The organism is Marinomonas communis (genome assembly GCF_004363305.1).
In the GTDB taxonomy this organism is placed as follows: domain Bacteria; phylum Pseudomonadota; class Gammaproteobacteria; order Pseudomonadales; family Marinomonadaceae; genus Marinomonas; species Marinomonas communis.
Genome location: NZ_SNZA01000003.1, coordinates 174,137 through 193,632 on the forward strand (window position 1 = coordinate 174,137; position 19,496 = coordinate 193,632).

Annotated in this window: 16 protein-coding genes; 12 read left to right on the plus strand and 4 right to left on the minus strand. The window is 45.1% G+C overall.

All coding sequences use genetic code 11. The features are described from left to right. Positions 1–3: 3 nt before the first annotated feature. From C8D85_RS09865 to C8D85_RS09905, 9 genes are read left to right on the plus strand one after another with little or no spacing between them, the layout of a single operon-like run. The gene (locus C8D85_RS09865) at positions 4–1,245 is read left to right on the plus strand and encodes a CpaE/TadZ family protein (RefSeq protein WP_133562200.1); all 1,242 of its coding nucleotides are present in this window, start codon (positions 4–6) and stop codon (positions 1,243–1,245) included. A gap of 11 nt (positions 1,246–1,256) precedes the next feature. Continuing rightward, complete coding sequence (locus tag C8D85_RS09870; protein ID WP_133562202.1) at positions 1,257–2,552, plus strand: TadA family conjugal transfer-associated ATPase; 1,296 nt, start codon at positions 1,257–1,259, stop codon at positions 2,550–2,552. Next, complete coding sequence (locus tag C8D85_RS09875) at positions 2,549–3,478, plus strand: type II secretion system F family protein (protein ID WP_133562204.1); 930 nt, start codon at positions 2,549–2,551, stop codon at positions 3,476–3,478. Before C8D85_RS09870 ends, C8D85_RS09875 begins: the two co-directional genes overlap by 4 nt. Next, positions 3,468–4,355 (plus strand): type II secretion system F family protein, encoded by an 888-nt coding sequence (locus C8D85_RS09880; protein ID WP_211342173.1) that lies wholly within the window; start codon positions 3,468–3,470, stop codon positions 4,353–4,355. Before C8D85_RS09875 ends, C8D85_RS09880 begins: the two co-directional genes overlap by 11 nt. Further along, the gene (locus C8D85_RS09885; RefSeq protein ID WP_133562206.1) at positions 4,356–5,474 is read left to right on the plus strand and encodes a tetratricopeptide repeat protein; all 1,119 of its coding nucleotides are present in this window, start codon (positions 4,356–4,358) and stop codon (positions 5,472–5,474) included. It abuts the gene before it with no gap. A 32-nt stretch (positions 5,475–5,506) separates the two neighbouring features. Next, the gene (locus C8D85_RS09890; protein WP_133562208.1) at positions 5,507–6,004 is read left to right on the plus strand and encodes a pilus assembly protein; all 498 of its coding nucleotides are present in this window, start codon (positions 5,507–5,509) and stop codon (positions 6,002–6,004) included. After that, a complete protein-coding gene (tadF, locus tag C8D85_RS09895; protein WP_133562210.1) occupies positions 6,001–6,582 on the plus strand; it encodes a tight adherence pilus pseudopilin TadF in 582 nt (193 codons plus the stop codon). Before C8D85_RS09890 ends, tadF begins: the two co-directional genes overlap by 4 nt. Positions 6,583–6,584: 2 nt before the next feature. Further along, the gene (locus tag C8D85_RS09900) at positions 6,585–7,967 is read left to right on the plus strand and encodes a TadE/TadG family type IV pilus assembly protein (RefSeq protein ID WP_162847568.1); all 1,383 of its coding nucleotides are present in this window, start codon (positions 6,585–6,587) and stop codon (positions 7,965–7,967) included. A gap of 47 nt (positions 7,968–8,014) precedes the next feature. After that, positions 8,015–8,644, plus strand: a complete 630-nt coding sequence (locus C8D85_RS09905) for an OmpA family protein (RefSeq protein WP_133562214.1) — start codon at positions 8,015–8,017, stop codon at positions 8,642–8,644. Positions 8,645–8,982: 338 nt separating this feature from the next. Here the strand turns inward: C8D85_RS09905 and C8D85_RS09910 are convergent, their stop codons facing one another. From C8D85_RS09910 to hslO, 4 genes are all read right to left on the minus strand, one after another. Beyond that, entirely contained in the window at positions 8,983–10,416 is a 1,434-nt protein-coding gene (locus C8D85_RS09910; protein WP_133562216.1) for a phosphohexomutase domain-containing protein, read from the minus strand. Next, positions 10,403–11,347: a mannose-1-phosphate guanylyltransferase gene (locus C8D85_RS09915; protein WP_133562218.1), complete on the minus strand. Its 945-nt coding sequence runs from the start codon at positions 11,345–11,347 to the stop codon at positions 10,403–10,405. The genes C8D85_RS09910 and C8D85_RS09915 overlap by 14 nt, the downstream gene beginning before the upstream one ends. A gap of 90 nt (positions 11,348–11,437) precedes the next feature. Next, positions 11,438–12,127 carry a BamJ family beta-barrel-assembly machinery protein gene (bamJ, locus tag C8D85_RS09920; protein WP_133562220.1) on the minus strand — a complete coding sequence of 230 codons (690 nt, stop codon included), beginning with the start codon at positions 12,125–12,127 and terminating at the stop codon, positions 11,438–11,440. Between the two features lie 362 nt (positions 12,128–12,489). Further along, the gene (hslO, locus tag C8D85_RS09925; protein ID WP_133562222.1) at positions 12,490–13,359 is read right to left on the minus strand and encodes an Hsp33 family molecular chaperone HslO; all 870 of its coding nucleotides are present in this window, start codon (positions 13,357–13,359) and stop codon (positions 12,490–12,492) included. Positions 13,360–13,952: 593 nt separating this feature from the next. Between hslO and C8D85_RS09930 the strand changes: the two genes are divergently transcribed. The 3 genes from C8D85_RS09930 to ppk1 all read left to right on the plus strand — a co-directional run bounded on the left by C8D85_RS09930 (position 13,953) and on the right by ppk1 (position 19,466). Then, on the plus strand, positions 13,953–15,875 hold the full coding sequence (locus tag C8D85_RS09930) for an ABC-F family ATP-binding cassette domain-containing protein (protein WP_133562224.1): 1,923 nt from the start codon (positions 13,953–13,955) through the stop codon (positions 15,873–15,875). Between the two features lie 191 nt (positions 15,876–16,066). Beyond that, positions 16,067–17,071 carry a porphobilinogen synthase gene (hemB, locus tag C8D85_RS09935; RefSeq protein ID WP_133562226.1) on the plus strand — a complete coding sequence of 335 codons (1,005 nt, stop codon included), beginning with the start codon at positions 16,067–16,069 and terminating at the stop codon, positions 17,069–17,071. Between the two features lie 139 nt (positions 17,072–17,210). After that, positions 17,211–19,466, plus strand: coding sequence for a polyphosphate kinase 1 (gene ppk1, locus C8D85_RS09940; RefSeq protein WP_133562228.1), 2,256 nt, complete (start codon positions 17,211–17,213; stop codon positions 19,464–19,466). Positions 19,467–19,496 lie beyond the last annotated feature (30 nt).

Consider the following 19,496-nt stretch of genomic DNA (forward strand, 5'->3'; position numbering starts at 1 on the left):
GCTATGTTTGATTTAGTAGATTCCCTACGTAAAACACGCAGCAGTGGGCCCATTGTAGAGCCTGAGAAAATTACGTCGGTTTTGTTTGCTCAGACTCACGAGTGTGAAGAGTTGGTGCTTGAAGCGTATCGCTTTGAAGGCATTGCACCACCAGCAGTGGTAAAAAACGATGATGCAGAAATAGCAGATCATGTTCGTCACGCCGAAATTGAGGTGGTGATCATTGAGTTGAATAACAGCTCAAATGTCAGTGCTGATGCCGAGCGCATCCGTCACCTATTACCAAACCACGCCTCGGTGATCGTGGTCGGCAGTGAAGATGCGATTTCAACTATTCGTAACCTGAAAGCTATTGGTTTCTACTATCTTTTTTGGCCTATTACCAAGCAAGAGTTAATTGATTTCGTTCGGAGCGTTAGTGACAACCGTAAACGACACAGTAGCCGTGGTCCAGGGCAAAACCGCCGTGCGAAATACATCAGTATTGTTGGTTCTAAAGGTGGCGTAGGAGCGACCTTATTGAGTGCGGAAGTGGCTTACCAATTGAGCGCTCACAAAAAGACATCTGTTTTGGTGGTGGATCAAAATCACTATACCGGCGACTTAGACATCATGATGGGCATACGCGACTATGAGCGTCGTAAAGTACAAAAAATTGATGTTGCTAAAGTGGATGAAAGCTTGGCTCAGTCTTTGGTATTTCGACAAAACAGTTTGTTGTCTGTGTTATCCCTAAATTCTGATGTGGTGGATAACCTAACGCTGTTGGAATATACCAACTCAGTGGTGGATTTCTTATCTCAAGACGTCAACTTTGTGATTGAGGACCGTTCCGCCTCAGTGGCGTTTGGCTTGGATTCAGATCGCTTTATTGGTCAATGTGATGCCATTGTGTTGGTGATGTCTGCTACCGTCGCTTCCGTCCGAGATGCTGCGCGTATGCGCGACAAAATTAAACGCCTAAACAGCGATGATTCACTACGTATTATTTTAGTGATGAATCATACTCATCCTAAGAAAGCCGAAACGTTGTCTAAAGAGGATGCAGAGGCTTTTTTGAAGCAGCCGATTGATATTGAAATTCCTTATTGCGAACAGTTACCGGCGCTAATTTTGGATAATAAGCGCATCGCCAAAAGCTCGTTGAAGGCGGCTGAGCCGTTACGCCAACTGACATCTACCATTTTGGGTGAGAAAGTGGGAAGTACTAAGAAAAAGCGCTCATTGTTTTCATTTGGATCGTGAGGTAAAGGCTGATGATTGGGACGAAAGCCATTTACGTTGGGATACGAAAGCAAATATTTGATGCCTTAGATCCCAATGCCATTGCCAATATAGATAAAGAGCAGCTGCGACGTCAGTTGGCTAATGCGGTGGACTTGCTTATTCAGCGTGAAAACCTAAGAGTGCCGCGAACCACTCGAGATGATTTTGTAAACAGCCTCGTCAACGAGTTGGTAGGTTTAGGTCCACTGCAGGATTTGATGGAAGACGACACCATTACCGATATTATGATCAATGGTGCAGATAATGTTTTCATCGAGCGTAATGGCTTGGTGGAACGAGCGCATATTGATTTTATTGATGAGCGTCAGTTACTTGAAATCGCAAAACGCATTGCTACCCGAGTTGGGCGTCGTGTGGATGAGTCTAATCCGACCTGTGATGCCCGTTTAGAGGACGGTAGTCGGGTGAACATTGTGATCCCTCCGATTGCGATTGATGGCACGGCAATTTCGATTCGTAAATTCAAAAAGCAAAGTATTGATTTCCAAAAGCTGTGTGAGTTTGGCGCGATGAGCGTTGAAATGGCACAGGTGTTAATGGTCGCAGCCCGCTGTCGTTTGAATATCCTGATCTCAGGCGGTACAGGCTCCGGTAAAACTACGATGCTCAATGCCCTGTCACAGTACATCAGTGAGAAAGAGCGTATTGTCACCATTGAAGATGCTGCTGAGTTACGTTTATTACAGCCTCATGTTGTGCGTTTGGAAACTCGTACCGCAGGTATTGAGAATACGGGTGCGATTTCCCAGCGAGATTTGGTGATTAACTCTTTGCGTATGCGTCCGGACCGTATCATTGTCGGTGAGTGTCGAGGTTCAGAGGCGTTCGAAATGCTGCAAGCTATGAACACTGGTCACGATGGCTCTATGTCGACACTGCACGCGAATACGCCCCGTGATGCATTGTCTCGGGTAGAGTCTATGGTCATGATGGCTACTAATAATCTACCTCTTGAGGCGATTCGTCGCAGTATTGTCAGTGCTGTGGATCTCATCATTCAGGTGAATCGTCTGCACGATGGCTCGCGTAAAGTCATGAATATTTCCGAGGTGATGGGACTTGAAGGGGATAATGTGGTGTTAGAGGAAATTTTCCGCTTTCAGCCATCTTATCAACAAAGCGAAGAGGGGGTGCTAGAAGGTGACTTTGTTACCACTGGCTTAATGAAACGTTCTATCTTATTCGAAAAGGCGCGTTTCTTTGGTTTAGAAGCTCGCTTAAGTGAAGCATTTAAAAGCATAGAATCTGGTGGCTACCGCTCATGATGTGGTTTTTTGGTTTTCAAGTTGTGTTTGGGATGGCGCTACTGATCTATGTCTTGCGCCAGCGTAGACGCCTTGATCTAAATGACTACCTACAAGAATACACTCGTGTCCATCGACCCAAAGCAACACACTCTATTCAACAGGCGATTGATGTACGGTCGCTCATTGGTCAAAGCTTCACTAGTCGGATTTATTACTTTTGGCTGAATTTGCTTGATCAATTAGGTGCTTTTGCACTGGTTAAACTGATTTTGTTTTTGGTATTAGTGTGCATGCTGGCACGCTTTTTCAATGATAGTTTTTTTCAGGGCAATATCTGGATCGTTACTCTAATATTTTTGTTGGTGTGTACGTTCTTAGGTAGCCAGTTCTTGCGCAATCGACGTGAGAAAGAATTTGAAGAGTCCTTTCCTGTGGCGCTCAACATGATGACCAGTGCGGTGTCATCGGGGGAGAGTTTGACCCATGCAATCAGTTATGTCGGGGCAACTTTGGAGGGGCGTGTCGCACGAGAATTTTCCAATATGGGTAAGCGTTTACAGTTGGGAGAAGCGCCAGAGGATGTTTTTCGTAAAGCTTGCGCTCGACTACCATATCCGATGTTTTTCTTCTTCGTGATGACCCTTCGAGCCAATATGGAGCGCGGTGGCCAGCTTAAAGATATTATCCAGCGCTTAAATAAGTTGATGTTTAATATCCGTGCCATTGAAAAGAAGAAGAGTGCATTGACAGCGGAAGCCCGTACTTCTGCCAAGATCGTCGCAGCCATTCCGTTTATATTCATCATTGTCATGCGTTTTTTTAGTCCCGAGAATTACGACTTTATTATGTCCGATTCTCGTGGCCGTATGTTGCTGTACTACATGTTTGCCAGTGAGTTCATTGGTATCTTAATTATTTGGGGGTTAATGAGAAGTGCTCGCTAACCTTGTTACGGACCCAATTTTTTTACTGCTGGTGATTTGCTTTGTGCTGCAAGTCTTGATCCTTATGCTCAGCTACAAAAAAGAGTATACCCGTGGTCTTGAATGGCTATATGCGGAAGATAAAACCGTACGTCATTTGAAAAAGTACAGTTGGATTCAACCGATAAAGCATACTGTTCGGGTCGCTTTCTCGGCCACAGAAGCTGAAATGAAACGCAAGTTCGTTGCTTCCGGGTATTATGATTCTCGCTACGCCATTTACTACATGCCGGCTAAGTACTTTGTTTTGCTACTGGGCGTAGCATTGGCAATATGGTTAGGGCATCTTGAGTCTTGGCAACTGACGAATACGGTGCTGATTTGTGCTTTATGGGTAGTAGCGTCGTTAATCTTACCGGACGTGTATTTGAATTTAAAAACACGTCAGTTGCAGAAAACAGTGTCTAACAAATTGCCTTATATGATTGATTTACTGGCTGTTTGCGTTCAAACCGGTATGACGATTGAATCATCGATGAACTACCTAAGTAACGAAATGAAGGATTTTGATCCTGATTTGGGCTTTTTGCTAAACCGTACTAGGGAAAGAATGCAGGTAGTGGGCCTTGAGCAAGCATTGGACGAGATGTTTGAGCGGGTTCCTAGCAATGAAATGCGGAGCTTTGTGATGACCTTGAAGCAAAGTCTTCAATACGGTTCTTCTATTTATGAAGTATTAACCACCTTATCATCAGAGATTCGGGCTGTACAAATGCTGACGATTGAAGAGAAGATCGGCAAGTTAGCCGCTAAGATGTCTGTGCCTTTGATTTTATTTATTATGTTTCCAATCGTAATTTTAATTGCCGCACCAGGCGTCATGAGGATGATGAATTAAATGGCTCGTTTACTCGTATTACTGTTTGCGGTCACTGTACTGGCTGGTTGTGCCTCTGGAGGAGGGAATAAGACTGCGCTATCAGAAGAGCAGTTTCTAGAACTTTCTGCTAATAATGCACGACTGATTGAGCTGTATAAGGATCGACTACGTGAGCAAGAAAGTGTCAGTACGCGTTTAAAGCTCGCTAAGGCATATTTAGACAGCGGTGACAATGAGTCAACCTTATTTACCTTGTCACCCTTGATCACAAGTGATTCTGGGGGGAGTGAAGCATTTTATTTACAGGGTGTTGCACAATATAACACGGGGTTGTTGCGTCAAGCTGAGAACTCTTTAAAAATTGCGATGAATAAAGAAGCTGACAGTGCTAAAGCCGTCAATATGCTAGGCGTGGTCTATGCTGAACTAGGAAATTTGAGTGGTGCACGTGCTCAATTTAATCAAGCACGTGAAATGATGTATGACGACTTGGTAATCAAAAATAACCTAGCGTTATTAGATATGTTAGAAGGCAAATACCAAGATGCTGCTGTGCGCCTGATGCCTATTTACCTCAAAAACCCTGATAAAGCGGACGCTAAACTGAAAGCTAATTTGGCGATTATTCTTTCAAAAATGGGGAGTTTTGAAACCTTACGTCGAGTGTATGGCGATCAATACAGTGACGCACAGTTATTCGATATTTTTAACGATTTAAAAGCCAGTATGCCAGTGAGTCGAGTATATGGGCCGCAGGCGATAAATCCTGTGTTGCAAGAGCCTGTGAATGTCTCTAAAAGCTCGGTAACCAGTGAGCCGAGTAAAGTAACCTCTGAGCCTCTTGCAACGAAGACACTGGAAACGCTCAAAGAAACGACTATTAAGCCTGATGTGGTTGCTGCTAGTTCTTCTGAGCAAGTCCAGAAGGTAACCAAACAGCCGGTGAAACAAACCGCGCAGGAAAAGCCAAACTTTTTCGCTCGTATTTTTTCTAGCAGTAAAGAAAAGACTGTACATAACTTTGTGAAACTCAGCCCATACTCGTTGGCGGCCGAGGACGGTTTTAGCATTCCTATAGCGCCATTGCGAACTATAACAGAACGTAATACGACTACGCTTTCTAAGAGAGAGGGTTAATCGCTCTAGCTAAACAGGCGGTAGAAGACGGTATGAAACGATTCGGTTTGAAAACAGGAAAGCCTCAACATAAGCGTGGACTCGTTGCTATTGAACTAGCATTAGGGTTCTTTGGCTTTTGGTTGATTTGTTTAGTCTGGATTGAAATGAGTTTTGTTTCCTATACGTCAGCTTTAGGGGACTTGATGATTAGCCAAGCGAGTAGTCAGGCGAAGCGTGGGGAAGCAAACTTTGACCAAGCTTTTGACAGTGCTTTGGAACAGAGTGACAGTTTGTGGGAGCATTTGGTTGACAGTGAAGACTTTAAAACCTGCGTTTACTATGTTTCTGACTTCTCTGCATTAACCGATTTATCTGACACTACTTCATTGTGTGGAGACAGTGATGAAGGTGTATTGGGTGTTCCAAGCTCGCCGATTGCTATCTATCGTGTAAGTTACGGTTACACGCCTATTTTCTCGACGTTGTTTAGCAGCTCAAAGAATGTCTTTTCTCGTGAGATGATCGTTATCCAAGAGTCAAGAATATGAGATATAGACTAGGGTACCGCTCAAAAATTAAGTCGCAATCAGGCACCTTTGTGGTTGAGTTTGCGGTGATTAGTTTTATTTTGGCGCTACTAATAGCCTTTTGTGGTGACTTAGTGGTGAGGCTGTCGACCAAAGGAAAGCTGGACCGAGCGGCTTATTCTGCCGTCACTGTGATAAAAGAGCGTACGGCATTATTTGATCAAGTGGACCTACACCTGCTAGAGAGCGATGACCAATCTCAGCAGTTCAGTGATTTAAAGGACATTGTAAAAGGGTCCTTGGTCAGGATACTTGGTACAAGTTTCTCTGCTGAAAACTTTGGTATGACGCTTGATGTGATTGGCTACAGCTTAGATGGTCAGTTAATGGATGCTGTCAGTTTTACCCTTAATGAAGATGAGGGCATCAGCTGTGAACCAGCTGTAGCAATGAATACTTTACTATCCAGTTTACAACTCGATAGTACTCCTAGTTTGTATCGAGTAACGTTGTGTTACCAAACTGAAAACTGGTTTGGCGAATTGCTTGGTAAGGATTATGGCATAGTCAGCAGTAATGCGATGTCGGTGGGGAGATGAAAATGAGTAAGCTCTCCTATCAGCGTCAAAAGGGCAGTGCAGCTCTGTTATTTCTTCTTATTTTTCCTGCTCTGTTCGCGGTTTTTGTCTGGGGCTTGGAAGGTGCGCGTATGCTGCAAACCAGCGCTCGTTTAAAAGACGCTACCGAGTCTGCGGCGTTGGCGGTAGCTGCGAATCAAGTCCTAACAAACAGTACTTGCAATCATATTTCACAGAGCATGATAGAAGCCTATTTTTCAACTGAGTCGACTGTAGCTGTGGCTGAGAACGTTGAGGGAGTGACAACCCCCTGTGTAGTGGACGGCTTAGATACTTATACAATTACTGCGTCTGTGACTGAAAATACTTGGTTTCCGAATTCAAATTTCGCTAGCTATGGGGCAAGTTTTAGCGCTACCGATAGTATTCAATTTATAAAAGATTCAGGACCTATTGATGTAGTGATTGTGGCTAATTATGCGTCAACCATGTCTAAGCATGAAAAGGATATGGAAGAGCTTGTTTCTCAGATTGCTGATACATTAAACCAAACAAACTTACCTAACACTCTTGGATTAGTTGGTTTTGATCATTATGTAATTTCTAAAGAGGTAAACTGGTTTATATTTTTTGAATATACTCGTTTTACTCTGAGTCATAACGTTAGTTGCGTTCCTATTCCTTATAAGTTGACCAGCTATTGCCAAGATATATCGTATCTCTCTGGTTGGGGGGATGGTTCTCTTCTAGACTTTTTGAAGAAGGTGGATGTTTTAAAATACCTTGCGTCTTTCGATGAAGACTATTTGTTTGATGCCAACTATATCGATGCTGAGAAAACAATAGATTCAATCTTTTCAAGTAACAGTTCCAATAGTTGGACTTCTTACCAAATTGGCAACTTCAAAATCAATAAGATTGGTAGTGATAAAGTATCACAATATGAAACCTTGCCTTTGACAAGTAATATTTCAAGCATTGCTTCTGCAATCAATGAAAATAACAGGTTTAAAGTGGCTAAAGGGAATAAAGCTACTTATGAAAGTGCCAGTTATACAGGTCTGATAGAAGGTGCTAGGCTTGCTGCAGATGGTTCAAATTCTAGGCGACTCATAATATTGCTGACCGATGGTAAAGAAGAATCGCCAGATATTGTTCGCAAACTAACGAATGCAGGCTTGTGTCGAGAAATTACGAATACCAGCAATTATCAAAATACTCCAAAGGTTGAGTTAGCCATGATTGGTTTTGACTTTGATGATTCTCCTAGTGAAGGAGAGGCTATAAAAAACTGCATTGGAGCTGGAAGGACTTACCAATACTCAGGTAATGAGGAATCTGATCAAACTATGTTAGATCAAGTGCTTGATATTCGTTCACAAAACATTGGTCGACTGGTTCTGTAACTACTAGTTCGAACACCTAAGAAAATAGATTAAAGGGTTACTTAATCATGAGATTAGCTTTTCTCGCTTGTTTTGCAATATTTCATGCTGGCACGGCCATCGCTGAAACGAACAGTAATGTTATGGATTATTACTGCTATAACAGCCAGGGTGTAGAGTTTGAACGGACTGTTACCGTTGGTCATGGTGTAAACTTGTACCTAAACCGTGATGATCACTCCGTCCAGACAGAACGCTCCAGCGAGCCACCAAGTCTTGATTTGATCAATAAGCAAATTGTGCAGCAACCTAAGGCTGGTAAATACTGTGCTGGTTATATGATGTCTTTAGGCTCGGACAGTAAGTCTATAGATGGTGTGTTAGGGCAACTGAATTTCGAGGCGGGCAGCGCGGAGTTAACCGAACAAGCTCGTTACACGCTCTATAAACTATTACCCCGCTTGAAGCGTTCGACACACCTAATTATTGAAGGTCATGCAGACTTTTTAGAGGTAGGTCGAAAAGAGTCTTTTGAGTTGGCTGCTGAGCGAGCGAAAGCGGTTGCAGATTACCTTAAAGAACGTGATGCAGCGCCTTATGATCTTGTGCTGATGTCAAAGGGAGCGAGTGCGCCAAAAGCGGATAGTAATGACCTGCTTGGGCGTGAAATCAATCGAAGAGTGGAATTACGCTATTAGTTTTTAATACAAATAGCGTTAATTTGTATTGTTCTCGCTGCATCCTTGCAGCTCTTTTTTCATCCTGAAGTAAGATAGGGCTCCCATCCTTGGGAGCAAAAGCCGTCACTGGCTTCCTATCTTGTTTGACTGAAACAGAGGCTCTTCATGAGCCTGAAAACCATCCTAGTTTTCTGTTTCACTCTAAACCGCGTTTCTCCATGAAACAAGCACCGTCCGTGGTGCGCGATTTAAAGACAAGTCTTCCGTCCTAGAAGATGAGCTATCCTTGCCCCTTGTCTTGAAGCCACTATATCGAGAGATGGCTTACAATGCACCGACGTTGTGTCACTTTACTGTCATATGTCAAAAAATAAGGATGAAATGGCTTTTTTAGTATGAGTGCATAGAATTTCAGAATATGTCTGGTTGTTTGATTCGACATAAATACGAAGCTCGTTAGCATTACCGGATGCTCTTATATGTATAATGTCATTATTTGACAATCGTACCCTTGCCCCATCTTGTGTATCTAGTGTTGAAATAGAAACCGTTTGGTCAGTGTATATCTTTGTTAAAAGTAGGGGCCAGTGTTGGTCATCGGACAAATAGCTAATGGTAGATTGGCTTTCTGATACGGTTATATCCTGCAGTCGCTCGCTACTGGTGTATCGTTTTGGGAGAGCGCGAATGACCGAACTGAGTGGCTTGTGTGAGAGGTGTGTGAGGAGTATGAGTATAGGTAACACGGCATCGCGAGTCGGTAAGGCTGTTAACTCCTCAGCATGGCTACCAAGTAACACACCTCCGTTTGCTTCATACCCGACACTGATTTCCGAAGGTTTCACCGTCTTCATTGCTGCCAGTACATAAGGTGAGCCAATCTTCGTACGTATGACAGTTGCCTTTGGTACCAATGCTTCCAGCCCCGTATTACTATTAATCGGGGTGACGATGCGAGTTGCCTTTAAGTATTGACAGCAAATCATTCCTACTTGGTCACCGCGTAACCATTGTCCTTTTTCATCGGCAATCAGAGGACGGTCTCCATCACCATCCGTGCTGACGATGGCATCTAAGTTGTATTCTCTAGACCATTGATTTGCTTGTATTTGATCCTCTTTTGAAACTGCTTCGGTATCTAAGGCGACAAATGCATCGGTTCTCCCTAGGGGAATGGTCTCGGCTCCGAAAGCATTGAGGATCTTGGTTAACTGATCTCGAATAACGCCACTGTGCTGGTACACACCAACCCGTTTTCCTGATAGATCAAGTGCTGTAAAAGCATTTTGATAGCGCTGTCTGTAAAAGGCCAGTGCAAGATCATGATGATCCTCAATGGTTTTATCAGAACTAACTTTAGAGAACGTGTTTAATTGGGTGTTTAGAATACTAAGTTCATCCTCTTTACTGATTTCTCCGCTAGATAAATAAAATTTGATCCCATTTCTGTCATATGGAATATGGCTGCCAGTAACCATAATGGCTGGTACTTGATGTGCCATTGAATAGTGGGCGAGGCTAGGGGTGGCCAGTGATCCACAATCCCACACGGTATAGCCAAGTTGTCGGGCGCATTCGCTAATCCACAGTGTGATCATCGGGCTGCTCGGACGTAGGTCCTGACCAATACACACTATGTTTGACGCTTGGCAAAGCTTTCTTAAAAAGGCTTCGACAAAAGCACAGCAGCGTTCTTGAGTGAGTTCGCTAACGGGGCCTCGAACCCCACTGGTGCCGAACTTTACTTGACTGTTTTGGCATAGAGATAACGGTGTTTTATCCTTGTACATCAGCGATAAAGCTCCCATTCTTCAGTAGTTTAAAACTTTTGTCGCATGGGATGATTTCTAGGTTGAGAGCGTTATTTATCGCGTTGCCATTACTTTTTTTCGGCCATAAATGATAAAGACTTTTCCATGTACCAAGATCGCTCCAGATGCCTTGATAGCGACAAATAGTTAGATTTTTACTGCGTTCCAGTAGTGCATGATCAATCGAAATGTTAGCCGCGTCTTGAAATGAGTTTGCAAGCATTTGAATGTGCATAGAAATTGACTGGCGAGCAGTGTACGAGGCTATGCAAACTTTCATCAGTTCTGGTGCGTGGTGTTGTAATTCATGCAGTAACGTCGAAATGGGAAACAAAAAGAAGCCGCTGTTCCATAGATAATCACCTGAATCCAGATAGCACTGTGCTGTGCTAGGGTCTGGCTTTTCATGAAAGGCAACAACATGATTACTTTCATCTGTTTGAATGTAACCATATCCTGTTTCAGGGTATGTTGGCTGAACGCCAAAGAGAGTCAGCTTTTTGTTTTGCTCTTGTGTATGAGCTTCACAGATTTTACGGGCAAAGTAATCAATCTCACCTATATGATGATCCGCCGCTAACGTCAACAATGCAGGGGCTTCACCATAAAGCTCTCGTGCCATCAAAGCTGCGCAGGTAATAGCTGGTGCGGTATTACGTCCACAGGGCTCGAGCAAAATATGAGCTGTAATAGACAGTTTCTCAAGGGAGGCTCTCACCCAGTTTAAATGGTGTTTGGATACCACCACAGTTGGCGTGACCGGTGATACCTGTTGCGCACGAATCACGGTTGCTTCAAAGAGTGTCTTGCCATCGCCGATAAAGTCGTGAAATGGTTTGGGCCGTTCAGATGTTGAAATAGGCTTTAGGCGTGAACCTATTCCACCAGCTAGAATAAGGGGAACGATCATAAGGGTATTTCTTGGAAAACGTCGAGTATAGCATAAACAAAAACGCCCTCATTGAGAGGGCGTTTTAAGTAATGAAATGCTACTAGGTCATTACTCTGCGGCTTCGATCTCCAACAATTCAACTTTGAATTGTAGTGCTGCATGAGGTGGGATAGGACCTGTTCCGCCTGGGCCGTAAGCAAGGTCAGAAGGAATGTAGAATTCGTAAGTAGAGCCAACTGGCATGAGTTGTACGCCTTCCGTCCAACCAGGAATTACTTGGTTAAGTGGGAAAGAGATTGGCTCGCCACGCTCGTATGAGCTGTCGAATACGGTACCGTCAACCAGTTTACCTTCGTAGTTCACTTTTACTGTGTCGGTTTCAGCTGGCATCTTGCCATCACCTTTAGTGATGACTTTGTACATTAGACCTGAGTCAGTCGTGATTACACCGTCTTCTTTCGCTTTTTCATCTAACCAAGCTTGTGATTTTGCTTGTGCTTCTTCTGCTAGCTTAGCTTGTTCACGTTGTGCTTTTTCCATTTGCTCTTGCTGGAAAGCTTGTACGGTCGCTTGAACGTCTTCCATAGACATTTGTGGCTCTTCGCCAGTAAAGGCATCTTCAAAGCCTGCTTTGAATGCTTCTAGGTCCATGCCTTCAAAGTCATTGGCCATACGGCTACCGAACATAGTACCGATAGAGTAGCCAAGCTTTTGCTCTTTACTATCAAGCTCTACTTCTGCAGCCTGCGCCATAGAAATTGAAGACATAACCAGTGCTGCGACTAATGTTTTTTTCATGTGAACATGTTCCGTTATTAGTTGTGGTTCTTTATATGAACTGGGGGGCGATTGGCAAAATTCAAGCTTATGACTTAAAAGAGATGAGATACGCCTTGTGCCTCGCAAATCGATCCAAGGTATCGTTCTACCATAAGATAGCTATCCAGTGCTAATCCCATGTTTGACACTTTACCAAAGTGACCCCTTCACCTGCACACCTTGTTAAGTCTTGGAGTGATATGCCAAGCACAAGGCGAGTCAAGAATGTATGCCTGCCTGTTACATGGGACAAGTGGCTTTACGATTGCCTGACGGTTTTTGTGAAGTATGGACAAAACAAAAGCCCATGACGGGCTTTTGTGGGAGGTTAGTCTAGAGAATTAGTGCGTTTGGGCTTGATCGCCTAAGTCGCTGTCTAGGTCCTCTTTAAAGAACTCATATTGCTCGGCACAGAACTGGCATTCTGCTTTGATGCTGCCTTGTTCGCTGATGATTTCACGAATTTCTTCTGCGCCCATTGATACAATGGCATCGTAGAAGCGCTGGCGATTACAAGAACAGCCGAACTGCATGCCTTTCACATCGTATAAGCGTAGCTCTTCTTCATGGTATAGACGGTGCAACAGCACTTCTGTTTCAAGGCCAAGTAGCTCTTCGTCTTTTACCGTTGCGGCTAGGTGTACAAAACGTTCCCAAGCGTCTTCATCACCTTCTTTCGCTTGTTCTGCAGGTAGGCGCTGTAGGAATAGGCCTGCTGCTTGGGAGCCGTCAGCGGCCAGCCACACTCGGCTTGGTAGCTGCTCAGACTGTAAGAAGTACTGTTCCAAACAAGCGGCTAGCGTATCACCTGCGATTTCGACGATACCTTGGTAACGATTACCTTGGCGTGGCGAAATAGTGATGACTAGGTAGCCGCCAGCAAGCAATTCTTTTAGCGATACTTCTTCTGGGAATGCTTGATCTTCGTCCCATTGAGCAATGGCGCGCAAGTTTTGGCGCTCGTCACACTCTGCCATCAGAGTTTTAAGTGGACCTTCACCTTTACACTGAAGGGATAGCACGCCATCGACCTTAACGATGTCACGCAATAAAGCAATAGCGGCTACGAATTCGCCAAGTAACTTCTCTAGAGACTCAGGGTAGTTTTTACGTGAAATGATGTTTTGGTAAGCGTCACTAAGTAAGACGCGTTCACCTCGGACATTGGTGTTGTCGAAGGAGAAACGCTGGATTTCATTGATGTTGTTCACAAGAATCACCGTTAAATTAAATATGTGCTTATTTTAAAACTTGAGCGCTTGTTTTGCATCTAGGTTTTATTCACTAGATCGATTCTACGCCTTATTTGACCTTTCTTTCCCCGAACCGAAAAAGCTTCTGTAGGACCTCGCTGCGCGAGGGAAAAGCTTTGTCATCCCAAATGCTGTTCCCGCGGGGACCGCGGTCCTACAATTGTCAGAAACAACCTCGCATGCCCATATGTCGTTCCCTCGGGGACCTCGGTCCTACAATTGCCGGAAACAAAGCTCTGTAGGACCTCGCTGTGCGAGGGAAAAGCTTTGGCATCCCAAGTGCTGTTCCCGCGGAGACCGCGGTTCTACAATTTTCGGGAACAATGCTCTGTAGGACCTCGCTGCGCGAGGGAAAAGCTTTGGCATCCCACATGCTGTTCCCGCGGGGACCGCGGTCCTACAATTGCCGGTAATAAACTTGAATTCCAAAACGATGTTCCCGCGGGGACCGTGGTCCTACAATTGTGGGAAATTCCCCTCTGTTAGCTGTGTGCAATATCCTCTAAAATGCGCCTTTCGCTTTATTTATCTACACAATCAGAGACGTTTTCATGATCCAGTTTTCCGAAGTCAGTTTGCAACGTGGCACGCAGTTTTTGCTTGAACAGGCCGATATGACCATTTTCGAAGGTCAAAAGGTGGGTTTGATCGGTGCGAACGGCGCGGGTAAGTCGTCTCTGTTTGCCTTGGTACGCGGTCAATTGCACGCCGACACAGGTGAAGTGATTCTACCGGGGCAACGCCGTATTTCGTTTATGGCGCAGGAGGTAGAGGACGTTGATCGAACAGCGTTGGAATACTGTCTAGACGGCGATGATCGCTTGCGCATGATCGAAGCAAAGATCGAAGAGTCTCAAGCCAAAGGCGATGATCACGGTCATGCTCATTGGTTAAGCGAATACGAAAATGCTCACGGTTACACGGCACAGGCCCGTGGTGAAACCTTGCTACAAGGCTTAGGTTTTAAAATGGCCGATATGCAGAAAAAGGTAGCCGACTTCTCTGGTGGTTGGCGCATTCGTTTGAACCTTGCCCGAGCGCTGATGTGCCCATCCGATATTCTGCTATTGGACGAGCCGACCAACCACTTGGACTTGGATGCGGTGATGTGGCTTGAGAACTGGCTGCGTAATTACCCAGGCACATTGCTGCTGATTTCCCACGACCGTGATTTCCTTGATGGGATTTGTAGCCACATTGTTCATTTGTATCAGAAGAAACTGAACCTCTACAAAGGTAACTACAGCGATTACGAACGCCAGCGTGCTGAGCATTTAGCACAACAGCAATCGATGTTTGAGCAACAGCAACGCAAGCGCGCCCATTTACAAGAATACGTAGATCGTTTCCGTTACAAAGCGACTAAAGCCAAGCAAGCGCAAAGCCGTTTGAAAATGCTGGAAAAAATGGAGCAGATTGGTCCTGCACACATCGATTCTCAGTTTGAATTCTCAATCCCAATGGCTGAGAAAACATCTGCACAGTTGGTTAGCCTGATTCAAGCGGATCTAGGTTATGTGCTGGAAGATGGCTCGCACAAGGTGCAGTTGCCGCAATCTAATTTTTCGATCCGTGACGGCCAACGTATTGGCTTACTTGGACCAAATGGTGCGGGTAAATCAACGTTGATTAAGTCCTTGGTGCAAGAGTTAGACTTACTTAGTGGCGAGCGTGTTTATGGTGAAAACACGAAATTCGGTTACTTCTCTCAGCATCAGTTGAGTGCGTTGGATTTAGAAGCCTCGCCGGTATTGCATATTCAACGTATTACACCAACCGCATTAGAAGCGGATGTGCGTAAATACTTGGGTGGCTTTGGTTTTATCGGTGACGACGCACTTCGTGCGGTAAAAGGCTTTTCCGGTGGCGAAAAGGCTCGCCTAGCGTTGTCTTTGATTGCGTGGCGCAAACCGAATCTATTGGTGCTCGATGAGCCAACTAACCACTTGGACATCGAAATGCGTCAAGCTCTGACGGAAGCGCTACAAGAATTTAATGGCGCGATCTTGGTGGTATCCCACGATCGTCACTTATTAAACAGTACTGTGGATGAGTTCTTCTTAGTGGCGGATCATAAAATCGAAGCTTTTGATGGGGATTTGCATTCTTACCACCAATGGCTCCAAGCTCGTCAGCAACAAGCGAATCAAGCAGAACGTGCGGTAGCGAATGAAGCAAAAGCCGATAAAGTGGATCGTAAAGAAGAGCGCCGTAAAGCCGCGGAGCTTCGCGAAAAGCTGCGTCCACTGCGTAAAGCCATCGAGAAACACGAGAAAACCATGCAAACCGCACAATCCCATTTAGACACCATCAGTGAGGCGATGTCTGATAACAGCCTTTACGAAGCGGCGAATAAAGACAAACTTCAAGCTCTGCTGACAGACGAAGCCAAATGGAAAAAGTCCCTCGAAGAAGCGGAAGAAGCTTGGTTTGAAGCGCAAGATGAACTAGAGCAGGCCGAAGCAGCGATTTAAATCACTTTCTATAAATTTCCTGAATAACATCAAGATATTCTTCTTTCTTTTGCTCTAGAATGATTCGATCAACAGTTGAGGAAAGCCGTTACTAACGTGCTTTCCCTTGTTTTATTGGATAATTTCTCTGGCTGTAATCTAATTGTCATAATTTGTTTATAGTTTACGACCCGTAATGTAAGGAGCTGGTCATGACCTTTCCATTTGTTCGTATGCGCCGTATGCGTAAAGATGATTTCTCTCGCCGTTTAATGCGTGAGCATCGCTTGAGTGCAGACGATCTGATCTACCCAATGTTTGTCATTGAAGGGCAAAATACCCGCGAAGCGGTGCCATCAATGCCTGGGGTTGAGCGTGTCACGATTGATGTGCTGTTAAAAGAAGCAGAAGAACTGGTGGCATTGGGTATTCCTATGGTGGCGCTTTTCCCTGTTGTTGGGGAAGGTAAAAAGTCACTGCAGGCCGAAGAGGCTTACAATCCTGATGGTTTAGCACAACGTGCTATTCGCGCACTACGCCAGCATTTCCCTGAATTGGGTGTGATGACGGATGTGGCATTGGACCCATTCACGACACACGGTCAAGACGGCATTATCGACGATGACGGTTATGTGCTAAACGACATCACCACTGAGGTGTTGGTTAAGCAAGCTTTGTCTCATGCAGCAGCTGGTGCACAGGTCGTTGCGCCATCGGATATGATGGACGGACGTATTGGTGCGATCCGCGAAGCCTTGGAACTAGAAGGTTTTATTAACACTCGCATCATGGCCTACTCTGCCAAGTATGCTTCAGCTTATTACGGTCCATTCCGTGATGCCGTGGGCTCTTCTGGTAATTTGGGTAAAGGCAATAAGTTTACTTACCAAATGGACCCTGCGAATACCGATGAAGCGATCCGCGAAGTCTTGCTCGATATTGAAGAAGGTGCGGATATGGTGATGGTGAAACCGGGCATGCCGTATTTGGATGTGGTACGTCGTGTGAAGTCTGAACTGGGTGTGCCAACTTATGCCTACCAAGTCAGTGGTGAATACGCGATGCAAATGGCTGCGTTTGAAAATGGCTGGTTAGACAAGGATCAGGTGATGATGGAGTCTTTGCTGGCGTTCAAGCGAGCGGGTGCTGACGGCATTTTGACCTACTTCGCTAAAGATGCGGCCTTACTTTTGCAAAATACATCACGATCTGTCTAATTTTATGTTCAGATAACGAAAATTCAGCTCAGAAGTCGTGACCCAGCGGTAACGTTGGTATAAATTTTAAAGTTGCTTCTTACTGCTGGTAAGAAGCAACATGGAACTCATGATGGCACGCTATTGGAGCTGACTCGAAATGTCTGAACAGCCTGTAAACGAAAAAAAAGGGTCTCAAAATACCGCTTCTGCTGGTGAAGCAAAATCGTCTCAAGATCTGCAAAAGCAAATTGCAGAGGCGACAGAAGAGCTTATCTTGGAGCCCATTCCTGAACAGCCAATTGAACCGACTCGTTTGGCGATTGAGGAGCGTTTACCAGAAGACATTGATTTGTCAGACCCTGAGCTCTATTTTAACCGTGAACTCAGTCACCTTCAGTTCAATGCTCGTGTGCTTGAACAAGCCATGGATGAGAATCATCCGGTGTTAAACCGATTGATGTTCTTGTGTATTTTTAGCTCCAACATGGATGAGTTTTTCGAAATTCGTGTGGCGGGCCTTAAGAGCCAAATCGAATACAGTCGTGAGAAAAACGGCCCAGATGGCATGCACCCTGCGAAGGTGCTGGATTTAATCAGTGAACATGCCCATCAGTTGGTACGTCGTCAGTACCGCATTTTAAATGACATTATTTTCCCAAAATTAGCGGAAGAGAATATTCACTTTATTCGCCGAACGCTATGGACTGAAAAACAAGCAGCCTGGGTTAAACGATATTTCCGCGACAACGTGTTGCCGATCATTAGTCCTGTGGGTCTAGACCCTGCGCACCCTTTCCCTCGTTTGGCAAACAAGACGTTTAACTTTGTCGTGGAACTTGAAGGCCGTGATGCCTTTGGTCGTGAAAATGGCCTTGCCATCGTGCCTGCTCCGAGCTCATTACCGCGTTTGGTTAAGTTGCCTGATGATGTGTGTGAAGGTGGGGATAACATGGTGTTCTTGTCTTCTATTATTCACGCCCACGCTGATCAGCTGTTCCCAGGCATGACCGTGAAAGGTTGTTTCCAGTTCCGCTTAACCCGTAACGCAGACTTAGAAGTCGACTCTGATGATATCGGCTTGGACTTGGCTGGGGCGCTTCGAACTGAGCTACAGAGCCGTCATTACGGTAGTTCTGTACGTCTGGAGATTGCCGATAATTGCCCACCGCATATCGTCGATTCGCTGTTGGCGCAGTTTGAGTTGAGCGATAAAGATTTATACCGCATTGATGGCCCTGTGAACTTAAGCCGTTTATTGGCGGTGTTGGAGTTGGTTAACCGCCCAGACTTGATGTATGCGCCGTTTTCACCGGGCTTACCGAATAAGCTAGCGAAATCGAGCAATATCTTCGAGGCAATTCGTCAGCGTGATTACCTGCTGATGCACCCCTTTGAGACCTTTTCTCCGGTCATTGATATGTTAAGCGAAGCCGCAAAAGACCCTAACGTGATTGCGATTCGTCAGACCCTGTATCGTACTGGAGCGCGTTCGCCGATTGCCAATGCTTTGGTAGAAGCTGCACGAAATGGTAAAGAAGTCACCGTTGTTATCGAGCTACGTGCACGTTTTGATGAAGCGGAAAACTTGGCCTTGGCAAGCCGTTTACAAGATGCTGGGGCGATTGTGGTATACGGCGTGGTACGTCATAAGACGCACGCGAAAATGATCCTAATCGTTCGTCGTGAAGGGGCGGAATTAACCCGTTACGTTCACCTTGGCACGGGTAACTATCATGCTGGTAACGCACGTTTATACACCGACTACAGCTTCCTAACCTGTGATAAAGAAATCGGTGATGATGTTCACCGCGTGTTCCAGCAGCTGACCGGCATGAGTAAAGAGCTGAAAGTGAAGAAGTTACTTCATGCGCCCTTTACGCTACGTGATCGTTTATTAGAAATGATCGCTAAAGAAGCTGAGAATGCTAAAAACGGTGAGCCTGCGCGTATCATTATTAAAGTGAACTCGTTAACTGAGCAGCGCCTAGTGCAGGCTCTATACAAAGCTTCTCAAGCGGGTGTGAAGATTGATCTGATCGTGCGTGGTATTTGTACGTTACGCCCAGGAATCAAAGGGGTGTCGTCGAACATCCGAGTGCGCAGTATCATTGGTCGTTTTTTAGAGCATACGCGTGTTTACTACTTCTACAACAACCGCACGCCTCTGGTGTATTTATCCAGTGCTGACGGTATGGATCGTAACTTGAATAACCGTATTGAAGTGGCGTTCCCGATCCAAGATTACAAACTGGCTCGTCGAGTGAAGAAAGAGCTGGAGTATTATCTAAAAGACAATACTCAGAGCTGGTTGTTGCAGAGTGACGGCTCGTACCAGTTGTCGAAGCCTCGTAAAGGGGAGTACCGCAGTGCGCAACGCGCTTTACTCAATGACTTGGCGGATAATGCTAGATAATGCTCGAGTGAGCGCCTAACGCTTCAGCGA